General features: G+C 64.1%; 19 protein-coding genes. 12 read left to right on the top strand and 7 right to left on the bottom strand.

The features are described from left to right. The first annotated feature begins 42 nt into the window (after positions 1-42). Positions 43-741: a hypothetical protein gene (locus ACFUOZ_RS09495; RefSeq protein ID WP_377547203.1), complete on the top strand. Its 699-nt coding sequence runs from the start codon at positions 43-45 to the stop codon at positions 739-741. On the opposite strand, the gene ACFUOZ_RS09490 is transcribed toward ACFUOZ_RS09495, so the two are convergent. Genes ACFUOZ_RS09490 through ACFUOZ_RS09470 form a run of 5 tightly spaced genes read right to left on the bottom strand, consistent with a single transcriptional unit; the run spans position 738 to position 8,139 of the window. Beyond that, entirely contained in the window at positions 738-1,994 is a 1,257-nt protein-coding gene (locus ACFUOZ_RS09490; protein WP_377547200.1) for a M20 family metallo-hydrolase, read from the bottom strand. The genes ACFUOZ_RS09495 and ACFUOZ_RS09490 overlap by 4 nt on opposite strands. A gap of 8 nt (positions 1,995-2,002) precedes the next feature. Beyond that, complete coding sequence (locus ACFUOZ_RS09485) at positions 2,003-3,733, bottom strand: amidohydrolase (protein ID WP_377547198.1); 1,731 nt, start codon at positions 3,731-3,733, stop codon at positions 2,003-2,005. A gap of 8 nt (positions 3,734-3,741) precedes the next feature. Next, entirely contained in the window at positions 3,742-5,139 is a 1,398-nt protein-coding gene (locus ACFUOZ_RS09480) for a gamma-aminobutyraldehyde dehydrogenase (RefSeq protein WP_377547196.1), read from the bottom strand. A gap of 13 nt (positions 5,140-5,152) precedes the next feature. After that, positions 5,153-6,811, bottom strand: a complete 1,659-nt coding sequence (locus ACFUOZ_RS09475) for a thiamine pyrophosphate-dependent enzyme (protein WP_377547193.1) — start codon at positions 6,809-6,811, stop codon at positions 5,153-5,155. Continuing rightward, complete coding sequence (locus ACFUOZ_RS09470; protein ID WP_377547191.1) at positions 6,808-8,139, bottom strand: MFS transporter; 1,332 nt, start codon at positions 8,137-8,139, stop codon at positions 6,808-6,810. Before ACFUOZ_RS09470 ends, ACFUOZ_RS09475 begins: the two co-directional genes overlap by 4 nt. Before the next feature lie 136 nt (positions 8,140-8,275). Here ACFUOZ_RS09470 and ACFUOZ_RS09465 point away from each other — a divergent pair, with 136 nt between their 5' ends. From ACFUOZ_RS09465 to tgt, 8 genes are all read left to right on the top strand, one after another. After that, positions 8,276-9,487: a PucR family transcriptional regulator gene (locus tag ACFUOZ_RS09465; RefSeq protein ID WP_377547188.1), complete on the top strand. Its 1,212-nt coding sequence runs from the start codon at positions 8,276-8,278 to the stop codon at positions 9,485-9,487. Positions 9,488-9,631: 144 nt separating this feature from the next. Beyond that, positions 9,632-10,999, top strand: a complete 1,368-nt coding sequence (locus ACFUOZ_RS09460) for an MFS transporter (protein WP_377547186.1) — start codon at positions 9,632-9,634, stop codon at positions 10,997-10,999. After that, positions 10,996-11,403, top strand: a complete 408-nt coding sequence (locus ACFUOZ_RS09455; RefSeq protein WP_377547184.1) for a RidA family protein — start codon at positions 10,996-10,998, stop codon at positions 11,401-11,403. The genes ACFUOZ_RS09460 and ACFUOZ_RS09455 overlap by 4 nt, the downstream gene beginning before the upstream one ends. Beyond that, the gene (locus ACFUOZ_RS09450; RefSeq protein WP_377547182.1) at positions 11,400-12,008 is read left to right on the top strand and encodes an RraA family protein; all 609 of its coding nucleotides are present in this window, start codon (positions 11,400-11,402) and stop codon (positions 12,006-12,008) included. The genes ACFUOZ_RS09455 and ACFUOZ_RS09450 overlap by 4 nt, the downstream gene beginning before the upstream one ends. A 77-nt stretch (positions 12,009-12,085) precedes the next feature. Next, positions 12,086-12,625: an NUDIX hydrolase family protein gene (locus ACFUOZ_RS09445; protein ID WP_377547180.1), complete on the top strand. Its 540-nt coding sequence runs from the start codon at positions 12,086-12,088 to the stop codon at positions 12,623-12,625. A gap of 73 nt (positions 12,626-12,698) precedes the next feature. Continuing rightward, a complete protein-coding gene (locus ACFUOZ_RS09440) occupies positions 12,699-13,721 on the top strand; it encodes a DUF6707 family protein (RefSeq protein WP_377547178.1) in 1,023 nt (340 codons plus the stop codon). Positions 13,722-13,793: 72 nt separating this feature from the next. Next, positions 13,794-14,504 carry an SRPBCC domain-containing protein gene (locus ACFUOZ_RS09435; protein ID WP_377547176.1) on the top strand — a complete coding sequence of 237 codons (711 nt, stop codon included), beginning with the start codon at positions 13,794-13,796 and terminating at the stop codon, positions 14,502-14,504. Between the two features lie 47 nt (positions 14,505-14,551). Further along, positions 14,552-15,862 (top strand): tRNA guanosine(34) transglycosylase Tgt, encoded by a 1,311-nt coding sequence (gene tgt / locus ACFUOZ_RS09430; RefSeq protein ID WP_377547173.1) that lies wholly within the window; start codon positions 14,552-14,554, stop codon positions 15,860-15,862. A gap of 104 nt (positions 15,863-15,966) precedes the next feature. Here the strand turns inward: tgt and ACFUOZ_RS09425 are convergent, their stop codons facing one another. Next, positions 15,967-16,677 carry a queuosine precursor transporter gene (locus ACFUOZ_RS09425; protein WP_377547171.1) on the bottom strand — a complete coding sequence of 237 codons (711 nt, stop codon included), beginning with the start codon at positions 16,675-16,677 and terminating at the stop codon, positions 15,967-15,969. Between the two features lie 271 nt (positions 16,678-16,948). Here ACFUOZ_RS09425 and ACFUOZ_RS09420 point away from each other — a divergent pair, with 271 nt between their 5' ends. Both ACFUOZ_RS09420 and ACFUOZ_RS09415 read left to right on the top strand, forming a co-directional pair. After that, positions 16,949-17,611, top strand: a complete 663-nt coding sequence (locus tag ACFUOZ_RS09420; RefSeq protein ID WP_377547169.1) for a TetR/AcrR family transcriptional regulator — start codon at positions 16,949-16,951, stop codon at positions 17,609-17,611. After that, positions 17,608-18,498 (top strand): TIGR01777 family oxidoreductase, encoded by an 891-nt coding sequence (locus ACFUOZ_RS09415; RefSeq protein ID WP_377547166.1) that lies wholly within the window; start codon positions 17,608-17,610, stop codon positions 18,496-18,498. The genes ACFUOZ_RS09420 and ACFUOZ_RS09415 overlap by 4 nt, the downstream gene beginning before the upstream one ends. Positions 18,499-18,561: 63 nt before the next feature. Here ACFUOZ_RS09415 and ACFUOZ_RS09410 read toward each other — a convergent pair whose 3' ends face one another. Then, entirely contained in the window at positions 18,562-19,068 is a 507-nt protein-coding gene (locus tag ACFUOZ_RS09410) for a methyltransferase family protein (protein ID WP_377547163.1), read from the bottom strand. Between the two features lie 407 nt (positions 19,069-19,475). On the opposite strand from ACFUOZ_RS09410, the gene ACFUOZ_RS09405 reads away from it, so the two are divergent. After that, positions 19,476-20,855 (top strand): MFS transporter, encoded by a 1,380-nt coding sequence (locus tag ACFUOZ_RS09405; protein WP_377547161.1) that lies wholly within the window; start codon positions 19,476-19,478, stop codon positions 20,853-20,855. Positions 20,856-21,072: the final 217 nt, after the last annotated feature.

Here is a 21,072-nt window from a genome sequence, read left to right as displayed (position 1 = left end):
GCGGAATAGGCTGGGAACTGACCGCCAGAAACCGGAGGACCAATGCTGCGAGCCCGCCCCATCCACTACACCTCACGGCCGGAACAATGGTCCGCGCTGCTGCGCGCCTTGGGTTTGGCAGCGACCGTTGACGACGGCGACTGGCTGGAGTTCGACGCCGGTTCCGGCCGCCTTGCCGTAGGCCGCGTGGATCACGGCCACCCCCTGGACGCCATCACTGTCTTCAGCGTGGAAGTCGGAGACCTGGAGGAATTCGCACGGCGCACCGAAGACGACGGCACCCAGGCCGAACTTCACCAAACCCCCGACGGCGCCACTGTGCAGATCTCGGCCGATGACGGGTTCGAGTTCTTCGCCTTCCCGGCTCAGCGGGCCGCTGACGGCTCGTGGGCCACCTCGCCGGAGGCCGATCCCGCCCTCACCGTAGTGGCAACGTGGGTCAGCCCGCTGGTAGGTGTCGCAGCCAACGACCTCCGGAACATCGGCGCCCGGCCCCGGACCGAAGACGACGAATCAGCCACGTTCACCACCAAGAACGGCGGAATCCTTCGCATCATCCACGGTGCGGACAGCGGGAACGGCGACCTCGCGTTCGAGTACGACGGCGAACTGGAACCTTTGCTGGGGCGGCTCCACACCGCGGGCGTCGACGCGAGGGTCGAGGACGATGTCCTGTACGTCGCCAACCCTGATGCGGCAGGCGGGTCGGCGCCGGCGTCGATCGTAGTGCTGCGCAGTTAGTCCTCCAACGCCCCCTCACAGAGCCGGCCAACAACCTCGGTGAGCATGGCGAGCCCCGCGACGATGTCCTCGTCCTTCGTGTATTCGTGCTCATTGTGGGAGATGCCATCCACGCTGGGCACAAAGAGCATCACTGTGGGGACCAGGTCCTTCATGTTGGTGGAATCGTGCCCGGCGAGGGTCATGACTTCCTTGCTGGACAGTCCCAGATCGGCTGCGACCTTGGCTGCGAGTTCCACGCCTTCGGGCTGGTACGGGGTGACTGCCCAGGAGTGTGAGTGGTTCTTCTCCACGGAGACGTTGGCGAGCCGTTCGATGTCCGTGATGCGGGCGTGCAGCAGTGCATCTGCTTCGGCGAGCACTGCTTCATCAGCGCTGCGCAGGTCCAGGAGCAGGTTCACCCGGGAGGGGACCACCACAGGTGAGTTCGGATATACGTTGAGCTGTCCCACGGAGGTGTGCAGGACGCCCGGGAAGCGATCGGCGAGTTCACGGGCAGCAACCACCAGCATGGATGCTCCCAGGAGGGCATCCTTGCGGTCGGCGATCACCGTGGAACCGGTGTGCGCCTGCTCTCCGTGGACCACGAACTCGTACTTGTTCGCTGCCCAGTTGGAGCTGACCAGGCCGATGGTGATGCCCTCGCGTTCCATGCTGCGGCCCTGCTCGATGTGGATTTCCGCGCAGTACGCAGCCTCCGGCCCTTCGAACGTGCCACGGCAACCGATCGAGTCCAGCGCGTCGCGGACAGTAACCCCGGCGGCGTCCTTGGTGTTGAGGGCGTCCTCAAGTTCCAGCTTGCCGGTGTACACGGAGGACCCCATCATGGACGGCTTGAAGCGGCTGCCTTCCTCGTTGAACCAATTCACGACGGCGAGGTTGAACTTGGGTGCCGGGGCGCCGGCTTCCCAGCGGGCTGCCAGGCGGAACGCGGCGTGGGCAGCAGCCAGGACGCCATACGCGCCGTCGTAACGTCCCGCCGTCGGCTGTGAATCCATGTGCGAGCCGACCACCACGAACGGTGCTCCGGGCACGGCCTCATAGAGCCCCCATTGGTTGCCGGCATGGTCGAATTTCACTGTGAAGCCGTGCTCTTCAAGCAAGCCGGTGAGCCAGCGACGCTGTTCTCCGTCGGGAACGGTGGCGGCTTGGCGGTCCACGCCGCCGTTCCCGGTGGCACCGAAGACGCTCATGGTCCGGAAGTCCTGAACGAAGGCGGTGTCCCGGGCGGTGAAACTTGTGGTGGTAGTCATGGTTTCCCCTAATTGCTCTGATGGGTTTGGCCGGTCGTCACGAGGGGCGACTGCGCAGTGTGGAAATGGGTTGCAGCGTGGAAGTCGGTTGATTGATACGTGAAGCGGCCTCCGACGGCGGTGGCCAGGACCTGCAGTTCGCTGATGGCGGGTGCTGTCAGGGGTGAAGCGGAAAGGACGGTGAAGTCGGCCAGTTTGCCCGGTTCCAACGTGCCCTTCTCACCGAGTGACCCCGTGGCCGCGGCGGCGCCGCTGGTGTAGGCGGCAAGCGCCTGTTGAGGGGTGAGTCGCTCATCCGGGTTGCCAAAGACCGCTCCGGACCCTGTTCGGCGGTCCACAAAAGCCTGCATGCCTCGCAGGACGTTGCCGTCGGCGACGGGACGATCGGAGCTGCCTGCCACAACAACTCCGGCATCAAGGAAAGTGGCTGCCCGGTAGGCCCACGGCAGGCGGTCCGGGCCCAGGGACGCTGTCATGCCGTCGCCGCCGTCGCGGAAGAAGCTTGCTTGAGGTGTGACGGCGATACCGGCATCAGCCAGGCGAACCAGTTGCTCAGGCCGGGTCATGGAGGCATGTTCGATCCTGTTGGGAATCCTGCGCGGCCCGTAGGTGGCTTGGCATTCGGTGATGATGTCCACGGCGAGGTCGATGGCCCGGTCTCCGATGGCGTGCGCGGCGATGGACCAGCCGGCGGCGTAGGCGGCCTCAATGCGTTTCCGCAGCTGGGCGGGGTCTGCCTGGAAGTAGCCGATGTTGCCGCGGTTGTCCTTGTGGCCGTGGCTGCAGAACTCGTGGCTCACGGCCGCGGTTTCACCCAGGAGTGAGCCGTCCATGAAGACCTTCGCGGGACCGAGCGACAAATACTCGTTCCCGAAGCCACTGGTGATGCCCAAATCCAGTCCGACCGGAGCCGCGCCGGGGCTATCCGAGGAATGTCCTTCGAGGGAATGCAACACGTCCAGCACCGGCATGACCTGTGCCCGGGCGTGGAGCCGACCACTGGCCGCAGCCCCCTGATACGCGGCAAGCTCAGCCGGGCTATGCCCGATCCACCCGCCACCCACCCCGGCTTCAGTGAAACTCGTGATGCCCTCGGAAGCGTAGTACGACGTGGCGCGTTCAAGGGCGGCCTCGATGTCCTCCAGCGAATACGGCAGGATCAGCTGCTGGATCAGTTCCTGCGCCGTCTCCTGGACAAGTCCCGTGGGTTGGCCAGCGGCATCGCGGACTATGGCTCCGCCGTCGGGATCAGGGAACGACGGCGACTCGGCACCTGCCAGCCGCAGCGCGGCTGTGTTAACCACGGCCATGTGCCCTGAGTTGTGGCGCATGAACAGCGGCCGCTCCCCCGTGATGCGGTCCAGCTCAGCGATGTCCGGGAAGGAACCGCCGTGCTGGGTCTGGCTGAAACCGGTGGCGAAAAGCCACGCATCATCTTCGGCCCCGGCGTTGGCAACGGCGCCCGCAAGCAACACATAGAGCGCTTCCAGGCCGCGGACTCCGGAGACGTCCAGTTCCGCCAGGCCCAGCCCGAACCACGTGGTGTGGCAATGCGCGTCGATGAAACCCGGGGTGACGGTGGCGCCACCGAGGTCCAGGACTTCAACAGCGTCCAGACCGGACAGTTCGTCGTCGAGGCCCACGATGCGTCCCTGCCAGATGCCCAGCGAACTGGCCACCGGGCGGGCCGGATCCATGGTGATGATCTCTGCGTTGCGCAGGAGGAGGTCGAGTTTCATGTCAGGTTCTAGCGGTGGGAGGTGGTGACGGACTTGATGCGGGTGTAGTCCTCAAGGCCATAGACGGAGAGGTCCTTGCCGGTGCCCGAGTGCTTGAAGCCGCCGTGCGGCGCTTCAGCCGGAATCACCTGGTGGCAGTTGATCCACACGGCACCGAAATCGAGCTCGTTGGACACACGGGTCACCACGCCGTGGTTCTCGGACCACACGCTGGAGGCCAGGGCGTACTTGGTGCCGTTGGCCAATTCCAGGGCCTCCTCCTCGGTAGCGAATGGCTGGACTGTCAGCACTGGGCCGAAGATCTCGTCGCACACCACTTCGTCGGTCTGGAACACACCATCAATGACCGTGGGCTCAAAGAAGAAGCCCGTGCCGGTGCGCTTGCCGCCGGACAGGACCCGGGCGTTGGCCGGGAGACGGGACAGGAAGCCCTCCACCCGCTCCAGCTGCGCGGCGCTGTTCAGCGGCCCCAGGTCCTCACCCACGCGCAAGGCCGCGGCAGCATCAGCCAAAGCAGCAGCGAATTCCGTGTGGATGTCCTGGTGGACCAGCACACGGGTTACCGCCGTGCAGTCCTGCCCGGCGTTGAAGAACGCAGCGAGGGCGATTTCGCTGGCGGTCTGCTGGATGTCGACGTCGGCAAACACCACAGCGGGCGCCTTGCCGCCGAGCTCCAAGTGGACATCCTTGAGCGTCTTCGAGGCCGCGGACATGACTTGTGCGCCGGCCCGGGTGGAACCGGTGATGGAGACCATTTCCGGGATGTCGTGATCCACCATTGCGGCGCCGGTTTCACGCCCGCCGCAGACCACGTTGACCACACCTGCCGGGTAAACCTGCTGGGCCAGCTCAGCCAGGACCACGGTGGACCAAGGAGTGGTGTCAGCGGGCTTGAGGACCAGCGTGTTGCCCGCGGCGAGGGCAGGACCAATCTTCCAAATGGCCATCATGAACGGGTAGTTCCACGGCGTGATCTGGGCGACCACACCAAGGGGCTCGCGCCGGATGGTGGACGAGAAGCCCTCCACATACTCTGTCTGCGCCGTCCCTGACACAACCCGGCAGGCACCTGCGAAGAACCTCAGTTGGTCTGCGCCTCGAAGAATTTCCAGCTCGCGGGTCAGGGCCGCGGGCTTGCCGGTGCAGGCGACCTCGGCCTCGAGCAGGCGGTCAACGTTGACCTCAATGAGGTCCGCAAGCTGCAACAGCAGCGACTGGCGTGTTCCCGGCGTCGTGCGCTTGTAGCTCTTGAAAGCTGCGGCAGCGGCTTGGAAGGCTGAGTCGACGGCGGCAGCGTCACTGTCCGGAGCGGTGCCGATCTGCTGGCCCGTGGCGGGGTCGAAGAACGGCAAGCGTGCCGCGGTCTCCGCGGACTCGCCGTTGATGATGTTCTGAAGCTGGATCACAGTGAGGCTCCGGTCAGTTCGTTGAAGTCTTGGGGGAACGCGTGGTGGGGTCCTGCGGCAGGTGCAGCAAAGCCGGGAGGCCGGAGTCGACGGCGCGGCGGAACGCGGCTGCGAAGTCCTCCGTGCGGTCCACGCGCTCGCCGTAGCCGCCATAGGAACGCGCAAGCGCGGCGAAGTCCGGATTGGTCATGTGCGTGCCGGAAGGCCGGTCCGGGTAGTGGGCTTCCTGGTGCTCGCGGATGGTAGCGAAAATGCCGTTGTCGACTACCAGAACGATGAACCTGGCGCCGTAGCCCATGGCCGTGGCGATCTCCTGGCCGTTCATCATGAAGCAACCATCGCCAGCCACGGAAATCACCTGGCGGCCAGGGTACGCCAGGGATGCCGCCACGGCTGCGGGGATGCCCATACCCATGGCACCGTTGCGGGGAGCGGCCAGGGAATTCGCGGAGTTGTGATCCAGATAGCGGGCGGGCCAGATGGCGTGGTTCCCGGCACCGAACGTAAGGACGGCATCGGGGTCCATTTCCTTCTTGAGGACCTCCATGGCGACGCCCAGGTCGACGCCAATGCCGCCGTCGGGCTGCGGCGTAGAGAACGTGAGTTGCTCGGCGCGGGCGCTGGCGAACCAGCCTTCCTCGCGCTCGCCGGCGGCGTTGGTGGAGGCCAAAGCGTTGGTGGAGGCCAAAGCGTTGGTGGAGGCCAGAGCAGACGCGAACGCCGTGACGTCAGCAATGATGTGCTGGTCCACGCGGCCGAAGTGGCCCAGGAGGTTGGCGTCAGCGTTGACCACAACTGTTTCGGCGTCGAGCCCGCGCTTGTAGCCATCGGACAGCACATCGCCGCGGACACAGCCAACAAAGACGAGCAGATCGGCGTCGTCCAGGCGCTGGGCGTTGGCGTCATTGCGGCCGTAGCCAAGGTAGCCTGCGTAGGCGTCGCTGCGGTGCGGAACGGCGTCGTAAGCGCGGAAGTCGGCCACCATCGGGACGCTGTTGCGGCTCGCCCACGCGGCCAGCTGCTCGCCGGATTCCTGCGTCCAGCCTTCACCGCCGACGACGACCAGCGGCTTACGTGCCTTCTGCAGCTTTTGCTGCAAGGCGCCAAGGTCCGCCGCGGCCGGCTCCGGACGAGCCACCTTGCGGGGTTCCACCGTGACGTCCTCGACAGTGTGCACCAGTACGTCCTCCGGGAGGCCGATCACTACGGGGCCGGGGCGTCCGCTGAGGGCGGTGAAGATCGCGTCGTCCACAACGCGGGCAGCGGAAGCGGCGTCGTCGAGGGTGACTACCTTCTTGGCGGTGCTGCCGAACCAGGCGTTGATGTCGAACTCCTGGAACGACTCGCGGCCACGGTCTGCCACCGGGATCAGGCCCACGAACAGGATGAGCGGAGTGGCGTCCTGGTGCGCGGTGTGGATGGCGATGAAGGCGTTCGCGGCACCGGGACCACGCGTCACCATGGCCACGCCCGGGAGCTCGGTCAGCCGGCCTTCGGCCAGCGCCATGAACCCCGCCCCGCCTTCCTGGCGGGCCACCACGTTGGTGATCGGCGAGCCGTGCAGGCCATCAAGGACGTCCAGGAAGCTCTCGCCCGGAACGGTGTAGACGCGCTTGATGCCTGCCCGTTCGAGTTGGCCCACAATCAAGTGGCCGGCGGTGGTTGTGCTCAATGCTTCATTCCTTCTTCGTCGATGGAAAGGGCGGGCAGGAACAGGCCGGAGAGCGCGGTCAGTGCGGACACGACCAACAGGATGATGGCTCCGGGCCAGAAAGAGTTATTGGCGGCCACCAGGGCGGTAGCTATCAGCGGCACGAAGCCGGAGATGACACCGGCTGTGTTGGAGGTGATGGCGACGCCGGTGTAGCGGACCTTCGTGGCGAACAGGGCGGTCAGCGCGGTTCCGGAGACGGCGTAAGGGATGGACAGCACGGCGACGCCGATCATCATGCCGAGGACCACCAGGACGGGGTTGCGGGAGTCGATGGCCAGGAAGACGGGAACGGCAATGAGCGCCGATGCCACGCCGCCCCACAGGATGACCTTGCTGGCTCCGAACCTTTCGCCCAGGCGGCCTGCCCAGATCAGGGCGCCGATCTCAAGCGCCGCAGCAAGCAGGGTGCCCAGGAGCAGGAGTTCGGAGGGCAGCTTGAGGACCTTGGTGCCGTAGAAGACCACGAAGCTGGTGATGAGGTAGAAGCCACCGATGCCGAGCAACGCCGAGCACATGCCCACCAGGATCTGGCGCCAGCTGTTCTTCAGCACGCCACGGATGGGCGCGTGTTCGGTCTCGCCGGATTCCATCAGGGCTTCGAATTCAGGCGATTCGCTGAGGCGGCTGCGGATCCAGAGCGAGATGGCCAGCAGCGGGATGGCGGCGATGAACGGGATACGCCAGCCCCAGGCGTCAAAGTTGGTCTGTCCCACCAGGAACAGCATGCCGAAGAAGCCGCCGGAGGACAGGATGGTGCCGATCGGGGAACCGATCTGCGGCAGGGCGGCGTAGCGTGCGCGCTTCTCCACCGGAGCATTCTCGACGGCGATAATCACCGCACCGCTCCACTCACCGCCGACGGCGAGACCCTGGACGATGCGCAATGCCACCAGGAGGATGGGGGCGGCCAGGCCGATGGTCATGTAGTTCGGCAGCAATCCGATGAGGCCGGTGACAATGCCGATGCCCACGATGGTGACCATGAGGATCTTCTTGCGGCCCACCTTGTCGCCGAGGGCGCCGAAGATGAAGCCACCGATCGGGCGGGCCACGAAGCCCACTGCCAGTGTGGCGAAGGAACCCATGGCGGCCACGAAGGGGTCCTGGGAGACGAAGAACTGTGCGTTGAACACCAGCGCAGCGGCTGTGGTGAAAAGGAAGAAGTCGTACCATTCCAGCGCAGTGCCCACGAGGGCAGCCAGGGCCACCTTCTTGGTGACGCTTTCATCGACGACGCGTACTGCCGTGGGACTGGTGTCCGTGGCTCCGCTGACCGTGCTTGCCATTGTTGCTCCATGAGTGCGAACGGGACCGGACGTTGGGGGTGCCCGGGCAAATTTGTGTGACTCAATCCATAGTGCCAGTAGTTTTTCCCAAAATGACTAGCAATCCACCACGGAATCATGGCGCTAGAATGTGTGAATGCACAATTCCGATACTTCTGCGCACGCCACTCGGTGGACTGAGCTGGTGGATCAGCTTGAGGGCAGGCTGGACACCCTGGCGCAAGCCTTCACCACGAGGGTCCGCGAGATTCCCGAATACGGCGAAAGCCAAGTGACGGTCCTGGAAATCCAGGAGACAGCACGGGAGACTTTTCGGCGGCTGATCAGTGGCCTGAGGAATGGACGTATCGACAGCCGCGACGGCCTGCTCGACTTCGCTTCCGCACTCGGGTCCAAGCGCGCCAGGGCCGGCATTCCGCCGGAGTCCCTCACCTCCGCCGTTCGCCTGGACTTCAGCATCCTGTGGGCCGAACTGCTGGAGATCGCGCACACCGAAGACGCCGCCCTGCTGGCCACCAGGGTGGACCAGGTGTGGAGCGTCGTGGATGAATTCGCCACCCGCACACACACCAGCTACCTGACCGAACGGGTCAGGATGGCCCAGGAAGAATCGAGCATTCAACGCGAGTTCATTGCCCGCCTGTTCAACCAGAGCAGCCCCTCCCTGGAAACTTCCGCGCAAGTGGCCTCGGCGCTGGGCATCAACCCGGAGGCGCGATTCGCCTTGGTGGCGGCCAGCGGTGAACCCGGTGCGCGACTGCGGGCTGCAACATCCCAGTTCGGCTCAGGGCAGCACACCCGGCAACGGCTGTTCCTGCACGAATCCGGCGGCAACACCTACGTGTTCTGGGCGCTGCCGGCCTCGCGGACGCGCGGACCTGAACTCCGAGGCGAGACCCACAGCACCGAAGCCGACAGCCATCAGCTGCCACCCGGCGTCGTGGACGTCCCGTGCGGCTACGTCCCCGAAGTCCTTGGCCTGCGCGCACTGCCTGGAGCCGCCCGCACGGCCGAGAGCCTGGCCGCCCTGCTCCGCCCCCGGGACTCGGGCCCCCTCTCCGCCGATTCCGCTTGGGCGCGGCTGGCCCAACAGAACCTGCAGGACGCCGGGCTGGACCTCGCCGCAGAACTTGAGGAGGCCTTGGCTGAGTGTCGCGGCGGCGAGCGCGAACGGCTCTTGGAGACGGTCCGGAACTATCTCAGCACGGGCAACATCACCGCCACTTCCGAGCAACTCTTCTGCCATCGCAACACCATCCTCAACCGCCTCAACCGCTTCCAGGAACTGACGGGGATAGACCTCGCCGTTCCTGCAAAGACGGCCCGGCTGGTAGTGGCCTGGGCCTAGGCGGAACCAGCGAAGATGTGTGTTCTCACATTCCCGGGCACGGTTTGATGGAAGTTATGCCATTGATGGTGTGATCGGGCACACACCATAGTTGTAGCTACCTTGCACCGGACACTCGTCCCCGCACCCCATCCGGAGAATCAGATGGCCCACACGGTAGATACTGCCTCCGCATCGACATCCAGGCTGAACCTGGCAAAGATGCGCAAGATTGCCCTCGCCAGCGTTATTGGCACCACCGTCGAGTGGTACGACCTTTTCGTCTTCGGGACGGCGTCGGCCCTCGTCTTCAACAAGATCTTCTTTCCCAGCTTCGACCCGATCGTCGGCACGATGCTGGCTTTCGGCACCTTCGCTTCCGCCTACATTGCCCGCATGGTTGGCGCCATCATCTTCGGACACTTCGGTGACCGTATGGGCCGCAAGTCCATGCTTCTGGTCTCCCTCCTGACCATGGGGGCGGCGACGTTCGCCATTGGCCTGTTGCCCGACTACAACAGCATCGGCATCATGGCGCCGCTCCTGTTGCTCCTCCTTCGCGTCATCCAGGGACTGGCCCTCGGCGGCGAATGGGGCGGTGCCGTGCTCATGACTGTTGAACACGCGCCACCTTCCCGCCGTGGTTTCTACGGTTCGCTGGTGCAGGTTGGCGTTCCCGCCGGCACCCTGATCGCCAACGTGGCCTTCCTCATTGTCGCCTCCACCGTCAGCACCGAAGCCCTGTACTCGTGGGGCTGGCGCATCCCGTTCCTGGCCTCGGTCCTCCTGGTCACCGTGGGCATCTACATCCGCCTGCACATCGAGGAAACTCCGTCCTTCCAGGCCGTCAAGACCGCCGGTGCCAAGGCCAAGATGCCGTTCGCCGCGCTGATGGCCAAGTACTGGAAGCAAGTTGTCCTGGGCGGTGTCGCTACCCTTTCCACGGGCAGCACCTTCACCCTGTTGGTGGCCTCCGGCGTCTCCTACGGCAAGAAGGAACTCGGCCACTCCGAGAGCCTGATGCTCTGGGTGGTCCTGGCCTCCTGCATCCTGGGGCTCTTCCTCATCCCGTTCTTCGGCAGGCTTTCGGATAGGTACGGGCGTAAACCCATCATCTTCGCTGGTGTGGCGGCCGAGGCAGCATTCGCCTTCCCGATGTTCTGGCTCATGGACACCAAGTCGGTGGCACTGCTCTTCGTCGCCTACCTGGCCATGATGACCGCGTTCTGCGCCAACTACGGGCCCATCGCCACGTTCCTGGCCGAGCTGTTCGGCTCCAAGGTCCGCTACTCCGGACTGTCGGTGGCCTACATGCTGTCCGGTCTCCTGGGCAGCGCCGCCACCCCGTTCGTCACCACGTGGCTCCTGGGCATGACGGGGCAGAGTTCCTCGATTGCCTGGTACATCATGGCCGCGGCCGGACTTTCCCTGGTGGCACTCTTCCTGCTGACCGAAACCCGGTACGGCAACATCGATGCCGTCGATGAGGCACCCGCCACCGCTGGCTCCACGGAAGCCGCGGCAGCCCGGTGACCGTCACCACCATCGAGCGCCTGGCCGGAATCCCGGGCCAGGCGCCCGCCGTCGGGCCCTTTTCCCCGGCGGTCATTGCGAACGGTTTTGTCTTCACCTCCGGCCAGATCCCCGCCATCTCCGGACTGGATGACCAGCCGGACACCTTCGAAGGGCAGGTCCGGCAAACCATCCAGAACCTCGCGGGGGTGTTGGAAGCCGCCGGATCGAGCCTGGAGCACGTGGTCAAGGTCAACACCTACCTGACCAGCCAGGACCAGCTGGAAGAGTACAACCGCGTGTACGTGGAGTACTTCGGAACCGCCAAGCCGGCCCGGACCACCGTGTGTGTGAGCCTGTGGGGAGTTTCCTTGGAAATCGAATGCGTGGCCGTCCTGGCCGGGAACCCGGAGGTTGCCCTGTGACCGCCACACTCGTGCGCGAGCTGACCGATGTCAGTTACCCGACCATCGGCCACTTCCTTGAAGAGGGCTTCATCTCACCCGCCATCCAATCCCTTCTGGACAACGTGAAGATCGCCGGCCCAGCCGTCACCGTCCGGATCGCCGGGCACGACGCCATCGCCATGAACCGTGCACTGTTGGCGCTCAGCCCCGGGGACGTCCTGGTGGTGGACATGCTCGGCGACCATCTGCATGCGCCCGTCGGAGCGGTGACGGCAGCCGCGGCGCTCGCCCAAGGCGCTGTCGGCGTCGTGGTTGATGGTGTGGCCACCGACGTACTGGAACTGCGGCAAAGTGGCTTGCCGGTGTTCGCGCGCGGGACGTCCTGCCTGACCACCAAAAGGCTCCACGGCAACGGGTCCGCCGTGAACGTCCCTGTGCGTTGCGGGGGCGTGGAGGTCAACCCCGGCGATTTGGTGCTGGGAGACGATAACGGGCTGATCGTGCTTTCACCGGAAGCTGCACAGGACATCCTGGGGAAGGCGCTGCAATCGGACGCCGCCGAGCCGGACATCCTGGCACGCATAGCATCCGGCGAGCCGCTCGAATCCATTCTGGCCCTCTAATGCTGCCGAGAGCGTAACCGCGCAGCCACCGGGACGCCTCCACGGAACTTCGGGCGGGGATGCGGTAGAACTTAACCATGAGCGTACGTACACCCGACCCGTATCCAGGCTGGCTTTCCGATGAAGACCTCTTCGAAGCCCGCGGCCGTCTCCCCATGGTCTACGTGGAGGCTGTTCCGGTCAGGCTGGATCCGCTCGGGTATGTCAACGAGGTTGGCACGCTCCTGCAGGGCGACGCCGATGGCAACATGGTCCGCTACCTCGTCTCCGGCCGGGTGCTCTACCGCGAGACCATTCGCGCTGCGCTCCTGCGGCACATGGAAAAGGACCTCGGCCCCCTTGCGTTCCCGCAGCTGCCCATCAGCCCCGTACCCTTCACGGTGGCCGAATACTTCCCGGCCCCCTCACAGACAGGCTTCACCGACGAACGACAACACGCCGTGTCGCTTGCCTACGTCATCCCTGTTACGGGCGAATGCGAACCCCGGCAGGACGCTTTGGAACTGACATGGATGACCCCGCAAGAGGTACTCAGCGACACCGTCCAGCAGGAATTCGACGGCGGACGCGGGAACCTCGTGCGCCAGGCGCTGGCTTTCTCGGGCGTCGTTCTCTAGCGGGTCACGGCCCCTCTGACAGCCGATCTTTGTAGACTGGACGGCGGACCCCAAGAGAACCAAAGGATTTCCGATGACTCACAGCCCAGCCACACAGCAGTACAGGGAAAAGCAGGCTGGGGACCTGCGGCCCGGGGATTTCGTGTTCCCACCCGGCGACGGGCCGGCCCAGGAAATCATCAGCATCGACGCTGAGAACGATGACTACGGCGTGGCTGCTTTGCTGCGCGTGACCATGGACGACGGCGGTATGGTGCGGATCGCTGTTGGGTCCAGCGTTCCAGTGGGTGACGGAATTCCTGCCGGAGACGGCGTTCCGGCGGAGACCGACTCCGGCAGCCACGGCTCCCGCAGCCACGGCTCCAGCACCCCGGACTCCAGCACCGCAGCGGAAGCCGACGCCGACGCTCCCGCCGGTCCCGCCGTCGTCGTTCCGCCGCGACCCGAAACCCCGCCCACCTACACCGGCCCCAGCGCCGAGGAACTCGCGCTCATTCCCGAGCCGGACGGGACGCCCGAAGCCGTGGTGCGGGCCGCTGCGGCGAACCACAAAGGCAAGAACGGCGTCCAGGTGCTGGCGGACAGGCTCGCAAAAGGCATCAACACCAAGTCCGGAAGCTGCCTCCGAGACCTCAGCAACCTGGCGTTCGATCTGTGCATCGTGCTTCGCGATCCGGACAACGCCCTGGCTGTGGCGGACCTGCTGAACGTGCTGCCCTTCGACGGGAACCTCGACAGGTGGGCCTCGATCGAGCGGGCCCTGGCACTTTCCAGCTTCATCTGCAGGGAAGCCGGACAAACCGAACGTGCAGCTGTGTACGAGAAACTGCTTCGCGCCCCGGAATCCCAGGAGGAAGACCCCTTCAAGGCCCGGATCAACGCCCGGGTGAGGCAACGCTCGCTGAACGAACCCAACCTGTACGACAAGGAAATCTTCCGCGCGATCGACAACGGCAACCACGAGGCCGAGCGGGACTGGCGCTTCCTCCGCCTCGAAGCGCTGCTGTTCCTGCGGGCACACGGCGGCTCGAACACCATCAGCGAGGAAGAGCTCGCCAGGCGGATCGGCAACGAATTGGAATCCGTGCGCGCGTAGCTTTTCCTGCGCCTTGGGCCGCGGAATTTCAAGCCCTGTTATGTGGGCACGAACGGCGGTAGATTCGGGGCCATGACGAACAATCTGAGCGTTGTGGTTAATGCCGATGCGCAGCAGGTGTGGACCATGCTGCGTGAACCGTCGTTGGTGGCCCAATGGCACGGTTGGGAAGCCGACGATCTCGCCGATGAAATCAAACAGATCTACTTCAACACTGACGTCGTGGAAGGCCCCGAGCACACGAGCCTGACCGTCAATGGCGGGGACGTCTTTGAGCTCCACCCCGTCTCGGGCGGCACGGAAGTCCGCGTCACAAGGGTTGCCTTGGACCACGATTCCGAGTGGGCCGACTGGGACGAGGACATTACGCAGGGTTGGCTGACCTTCCTGCACCAGTTGCGTTTTGCTTTGGAGCGGCACCCCCATGGGCAGCGGCGGACCCATTTCGTGTCTCTGCCCGGCAAAGGTGGTCCTGCCATTGAGAAGCTGGGCCTCGGGGATCTGCCTCCGGTTGGGGAGGAGTACTCGCTCACGCTCGCTACGGGTGAGAAGATCTCCGGCAAAGTCTGGTTCAAGAGCCGGCACCAGGTGGGCCTCACGGTCCACAGTTATGCCGAGCACGGGGATGGCCTGTTGATCGTCGCCGAGCAGCTGCCGATTCCGGAAAAAAGGCCCGACGGCGGGTCCATGGTCATCGCCTCGACCTACGATCTGGGGGCCCACACGCTGGCCGACATCCGGTCCTCGTGGGACAACTGGAAGGCTGAAAACTACGGCTCCTAGGGCGTATTCGGCAGGCTGCTCCCGGTAAAGCTGGCACACTTGGTAGCGTGCCAGCTTCCTCCTCTGCTCCTGCTTCTTCCCCTGCGCTGCCCGGTTTGTCAGGCCGGCAATCCGAATTCTCCTTTTCGGTGGGCAAGCGCCTGACCGAAACGTGTTCGCCGTCGTCCTCCCTCGTGGAGGCGAACGGGGGTGCGTTCTTGGGGCGGACCGGAACCATCACCACACCGCACGGGACCATCCAGACGCCCGCGTTCATCGCCGTCGGAACCAAAGCCACCGTCAAGGCCGTGCTTCCCGAGTCCATTGCGGACCTCGGCGCCCAGGCCGTGCTTGCCAACGCCTACCACCTCTACCTGCAACCGGGACCGGAAATCCTCGACGCCGCGGGTGGCCTCGGCGCGTTCATGAACTGGTCCGGACCCACGTTCACGGACTCCGGCGGATTCCAGGTGATGAGCCTTGGTTCCGGGTTCAAGAAGGTCATCGACATGAAGAACGTGGACTCTTCGGGACCTGACGACGCCGTTGCCCCCGGCAAGGAACGGCTGGCGCACATCGACGACGACGGAGTCTGGTTCAAGTCCCACCTCAACGGGGACCGGCACCGCTTCTCCCCCGAAATCTCCATGCGGGTCCAGCACCAGATCGGCGCGGACATCATGTTCGCCTTCGACGAGCTCACCACGCTGCAGAACTCCCGTGGCTACCAGGAAGAGTCCCTGGAGCGCACGCGGCTCTGGGCCTTGCGGTGCTTGGAGGAGCACGCTTCTCTGACTGCCTCGCGTGTGGGCAAGCCGTACCAGGCATTGTTCGGCGTGATCCAAGGCGCGCAGTATGAGGACCTGCGGCGGAAGGCGTGCCGTGACCTTGGCGCGATGCCCTTCGATGGGTACGGCATTGGCGGGGCTTTGGAGAAAGAGAACCTGGGCACGATTGTGCGTTGGTGCAATGAGGAGCTTCCGGAGGACAAGCCCCGTCACCTGCTGGGCATCTCCGAACCGGACGACATCTTCACGGCCATCGAGAACGGAGCCGATACCTTCGACTGCGTCTCCCCCACCCGCGTGGCCCGGAACTCCGCTTTCTACACACCGTTTGGGCGCTTCAACCTGTCCGGAGCAAAGTACAAGAACGACTTTGGCCCCTTGCAGGAAGGCTGCGACTGCTACGCCTGCGCCAACTACTCGCGCGCGTACATTCACCACCTGTTCAAGGCCAAGGAGATGCTGTCGGCAACCCTGATCTCCATCCACAATGAGCGCTTCGTGGTGAAAATGGTGGACGATGCCCGCCTGGCCATTGAATCCGGGGACTTCTTCGAGTTCAAGGCGGAGACGCTGGGGCGGTATTACTCGTAGCTGTTGCTTGGTGGGGGTGCGCCGCCGAGTTCGCGGGAAACGTGCGACGGCGCCCGGAAACTTCCAGCGACCCCGCGCCTTTCCAGCGAACCCGGCGAAAAGGGCTAGGCCGCCACTACCCCGTAGCTCGGCTCACGCTTCTTGATCCAGCCCACCACCAGCACGGTGATCGGCACGAAGATGAACTCGACGGCGGTCTTGTACAGGAAGCCCACCAGGACGTAGTTCACGAACGAACCCACGTCGGAGATACCGATCACCGATGCCGCGATGCTGCAGAAGATCAGGGTGTCCACGAATTCGCCCACCACCGAGGAACCCATCAGACGCGCCCACAGGCTCTTTTCGCCAGTGCGCGCCTTCATCTTCACCAGAATCCAGGAGTTGATGGTCTGGCCTGCAAGGAAGGCGAGCAGCGACGCCAGCACAATCTGCGGAACGGGCCCCAGCGCGCCCTCGATGGCCGCCTGCTTGGCCGTTCCGTAATCATCGTCGAAGCCCGGCAGGATGATGATCACCCAGTAGCAAAGCGACGCGAACACGGAAAGGGCGAAGGAGGTGATGATCGCCTTGCGCGCCACTCTGAAGCCGTAGACCTCACTCATGACGTCGCCCAGGATGTAGGCCAGCGGGAAGAGGAAGAACCCTCCGTCCGTGATGATCGGGCCGAGCACCACGCCCTTGGAGGCTCCGATGTTGGAGAGGATCAGCACCACGGCCATGACGGCCAACATGATGCCGAAGTAGGGGGAACCGATCGAGGCAAAGCGCGGTGCCGGTTTGCTGAGCGTGCTGGAGCCAGAGGGCGTGGGCATGGGTCATCCATTTCGTAGTGGTTCGCGCAGGCACCCCCTTTCGGAGGCAGCCCCGCTGTATTAGCACTGGGCGGTGGGGCATGCAGCCCGCACCGGTTCCATTCTCCCACCTCGCCCCACCAACCCTCGCTCACAAAACCGCGCTTAAAACCGGACCATCCATCACAAACCACTCCCTTCACCCCAACCCTCACTCACTGCCACTTTTGAACATGTTCAATTTCATGCCATACTGAATTTCTGAACGTGTTCAAAAGGCGAGGAGTGACGAATGGCTGCCAAAAGTGAACAGACCCGCCAACTGGTGGCCGACGTCGCGCTGAAGATGTTCCGCGAGATCGGTTTCGAGAAGACCACCATGCGCGCCATAGCCCAGGAGGCTGGGGTGTCGGTGGGCAATGCCTACTACTACTTCGCGTCCAAGGACGAGCTGGTCCAGGAGCTCTACCTCCAGGTGCAGGATGAACACGCCGTGGCTGCCGCCCAAGCCCTCGAAAACGTCCAGGATCTCGCCGGCCGGCTAAAGGCAGTCCTTCACACCGGGATCGACGTTATGACTCCGTACCACCAGTTCGGTTCCGACTTCATCTCAACGGCGATCCGTCCGACGTCGCCCGTCAATCCGTTCGGAGAGGCGTCCACCGCCGCCCGGGACGCGTCGCTCGCGACCTTCCGCACCGCCGTCGACGGCTCCTCGCCCGCCGTCGCCAAGAAACTGCGCGGCGAGCTGCCCGAACTGCTGTGGCTGGCGTACATGGGTGTCGCGCTGTTTTGGGTCTACGACAAATCCGAGGGCCAACGCCGCACACGCAGGCTCATCGACGGCGCAGCGCCGCTGGTTGCCCGCGGCCTGTCGCTCGCAAAGATCCCGGGGGTCGGCAAGGTGTTCGACGACGTCCTCGGGCTCGTGCGCAGCGTGAAGGAAGCCTCGTGAAAACTGTGGTGATCGCAGGGGCGTCCGGCTTCATCGGCAGCTACTTCGCGCGGCGCTTTCATGAGGATGGTTGGCAGGTCCGGACGGTTGGGCGGGCCGCGACGGCTGACGCGCAATGGGACGACGACGGCGCCATCACCAAAACGCTGGACGGCGCCGAACTGTTGGTGAACCTCGCCGGACGATCCGTGAATTGCCGTTACAACGAGCGCCACAAGCGGGAGATCCTGGAGTCCCGGGTGCAGACGACGCGTGCCTTGGGGCGTGCAGTTGCCGGGTGTGCCGAACCGCCCCGGACGTGGATCAACTCGAGCACCGGAACCATTTATCGGCATGCGGAAGACCATGCGCAGTCCGAGATTTCGGGAGAGTTGGGCAGCGGATTTTCCGTGGAGGTGGCCCGGGCCTGGGAGGATGAGCTGGCGGCCGCCGTCGTGCCGTCTACGCGGAAAGTGGCGCTGCGCATTGCGATCGTGCTGGGCGCCGGTGGCGTCATGGGCCCCCTCCGGAACCTCGCCCGACTTGGCTTGGGTGGGCACATGGGTCGCGGGACGCAGAAGTTCAGCTGGATCCACGTCGAGGACCTGTTTCGAACGGTGTTGTTCATTCACGGACGGCCCGGGTTGACTGGTCCGGTCAACGCCGCCTCGCCCTACCCGGTGGATAATCGTGAGCTCATGGGTTTGGTGCGACAGAGCCTGGGTGTCCCGTTCGGCATTCCGACCCCGGCGTGGCTGCTTGAGGCCGGGGCTGTTCTCATCCGGACTGAGACCGAGCTCGTGCTGAAGAGCAGATGGGTGGAGCCCCGGAAGTTGGTGGATGCGGGGTTCAAGTTTGAGTACCCGTCGCTGGCAGGAGCCTTGAACAAGATCGCGTGCGCAACGTGAACACAACGCTCTCGCACCAAAATGCCTCTTGAATCCAACCCTCTCTCGACAGTCAGGACCGGATTACTCCCTGTGCCTTGGAATTCCGACGTAACGCGGCACATCCTTCATGTACTCAAGGTATGGTTCGCCAAACTCCTGCTGGAGCATCTTTTCCTCCCACAGCGCACCCAGATGTTCAACCAAGACTCCGGCAGGCAGGGTGGCCAGAGCCCAGTATGAACCGTTGAGAATCGCCACACCTGCATGGATCATCCACCAGCCCAGGTACATCGGATGGCGGCTGACGGCATAGGGGCCGCTGGTTACCAATGTCTCGGGACGACCTAAGGCGAAACTTCCCACCGTGTGTTGTCGACGTTCCACGACAGCCCAAGCCGTCATTACCATGCCGGCCAGAATCAGACCTGTCCCGACAACTTTTTGCAAACCCCGAGCCCGTGGCACAGGAGTGCCGTGCAGGCGCTCCAGGACATAGTCCAGCACGAGTCCAACCACTTGACCGGGCGGCAGGGGTACTCGTCCGGCTTCCTCTTTCAGGATGACGACTGCCCGCTGAAATGTGCCCATGCCAGGAACACTATTCCCGCCCTCGCTTGAAGGCCACCACCCACAGAACGTGAGCGAGCGTCCACCCCAAGCCCACAGAACGTGAACGAGCGTCCACCCCAAACCCACAGAACGTGAACGAGCGTCCACCCCAAACCCACAGAACGTGAACGAGCGTCCACCCCAAGCCCGCGGAACGTGAGCGAGCGTGCGCCGGAAACCTAAGGAAGTGTTAGGAAATCCGTTCCCGCGTTGGCTGTGCCGTGCATCACCCATAGTTTGGAATACGTCCTCTTCATCCCCAAGAGGGCCTTTCTTAGTCGACGACGAGCCATGCGCAACGAAGCCATGAGCACCCGCTTCATGGACAGAACGAACACAGGCAAGACACGGCCGCCTCAGCTGCTGCCGTCCAGGAAGGTTCATTGATGAGCACCCAACAAGCTGCACCTCTGAGCGAAGCCGCCCAGACCCGCAGGGCCGTGAGCAACATCCTCAAGGGCTCCGCGGGCAACCTCGTGGAGTGGTTCGACGTGTACGTCTACACGGCGTTTGCGGCGTATTTCCAGTCGCACTTCTTCAACTCCTCGGACGACCTCCAGGCCGGCCTCGAAGCGATGGCCGTCTTCTCGACGTCGTTCCTCATGCGTCCTATCGGCAGCTGGTTCTTCGGCCGCTACGCGGACCGGAAGGGCCGCAAAGCCGCGCTGACGCTGAGCGTCACCATGATGTCGGCCGGTTCATTCGCTATCGCCATCCTCCCAACCCAGGATGTCATTGGCCTGTGGGCGCTCATCTTGCTGGTCTTCGTCCGGGTAGTCCAGGGCTTCTCCGTCGGCGGTGAGTACGGCACAAGCGCGACGTATATGTCCGAGGCCGCGACGGCCAAGCGCCGTGGTTTCTTCTCGAGCTTCCAGTACGTGACGCTCGTGGGTGGCCAGATGCTGGCGCTTCTGGTGCTCGTGATCCTGCAGAACACCATGACCAAGGAAGCCCTGACTGAATGGGGCTGGCGTATCCCGTTCGCCATTGGCGGCGTGGCAGCGCTTGTAGTGCTTTGGCTTCGCCGTTCCATGGAAGAAACGGTCTCCGCTGACCAGATCCGTGCGGCACACGTCAAGGTTGCAGGCGAAGCTCAGCCCGGCACCATGAAGCTCCTGTTCACCAAGCACTGGAAGCCGTTGCTGATCTGCATCGGCATCACGCTTGGCGGCACGGTGGCGTTCTACACCTACACCAACTTCATCCTGAAGTTCATGAACGATACCTCCGGCATTGCCAAGACCGACACCTCCGTGATCAACTTCTGGGCCCTCTTCATCTTCATGCTGCTCCAGCCCGTGTATGGCCTGATTTCGGACAAGATCGGCCGCAAGCCGTTGCTCGTATGGTTCGGTGTGACCGGCGTGCTGTTTACGTGGCCGCTGCTCTCCACTCTTGCAGGCACCAAGGATCCCTTCGTTGCTTTCCTGCTCATGATGGGCGGCCTGCTGATGGTTGGTGGCTACACCTCCATCAATGCCCTGGTGAAAGCCGAATTGTTCCCGGCTTCCATCCGCGCCCTCGGCGTCGGCCTGGGCTACGCAATCGCGAACTCGCTCTTCGGTGGCACGGTCCCGCTGATCGGTGCGGCGCTGCAGAAGGCCGGGCAGGAGGACCTGTTCTTCACCTACGTCACGGCGGCCATCTTCATTTCGCTGCTGGTGTATGTCTTCGCCCTGAAAAACAAGAAGGCCACGCATCTGGACACGGAACAGGGCCACGCTTGGGAAGGTCGCGGGGACAAAAAGGACCTGATCGACGCCTGACCCACCCGATTGCGAGGCCCGTTCTGCGCCCTTTGGTACTCCCGGAGGACGCAGAGCGGGCCTCGCAACGTTAGGGGGTGATGGAGGGTTTCAAAAAAGGCGCCTGTAGGTGATCGAGCGTTGGGATGTACGACGGCGGCTGCCGGGCTTGGGTGCCCGGGCCGGCCGCCGAAGGGGCGGACGCTCTTGGAAAGGAGTAACCTCCAAGACGGACCCA

The organism is Paenarthrobacter sp. NPDC057355 (genome assembly GCF_042667405.1).
GTDB lineage: Bacteria > Actinomycetota > Actinomycetes > Actinomycetales > Micrococcaceae > Arthrobacter.
Note: the sequence above shows the minus strand (reverse complement) of the source record. Positions and strands in the feature narration are given on the sequence as shown.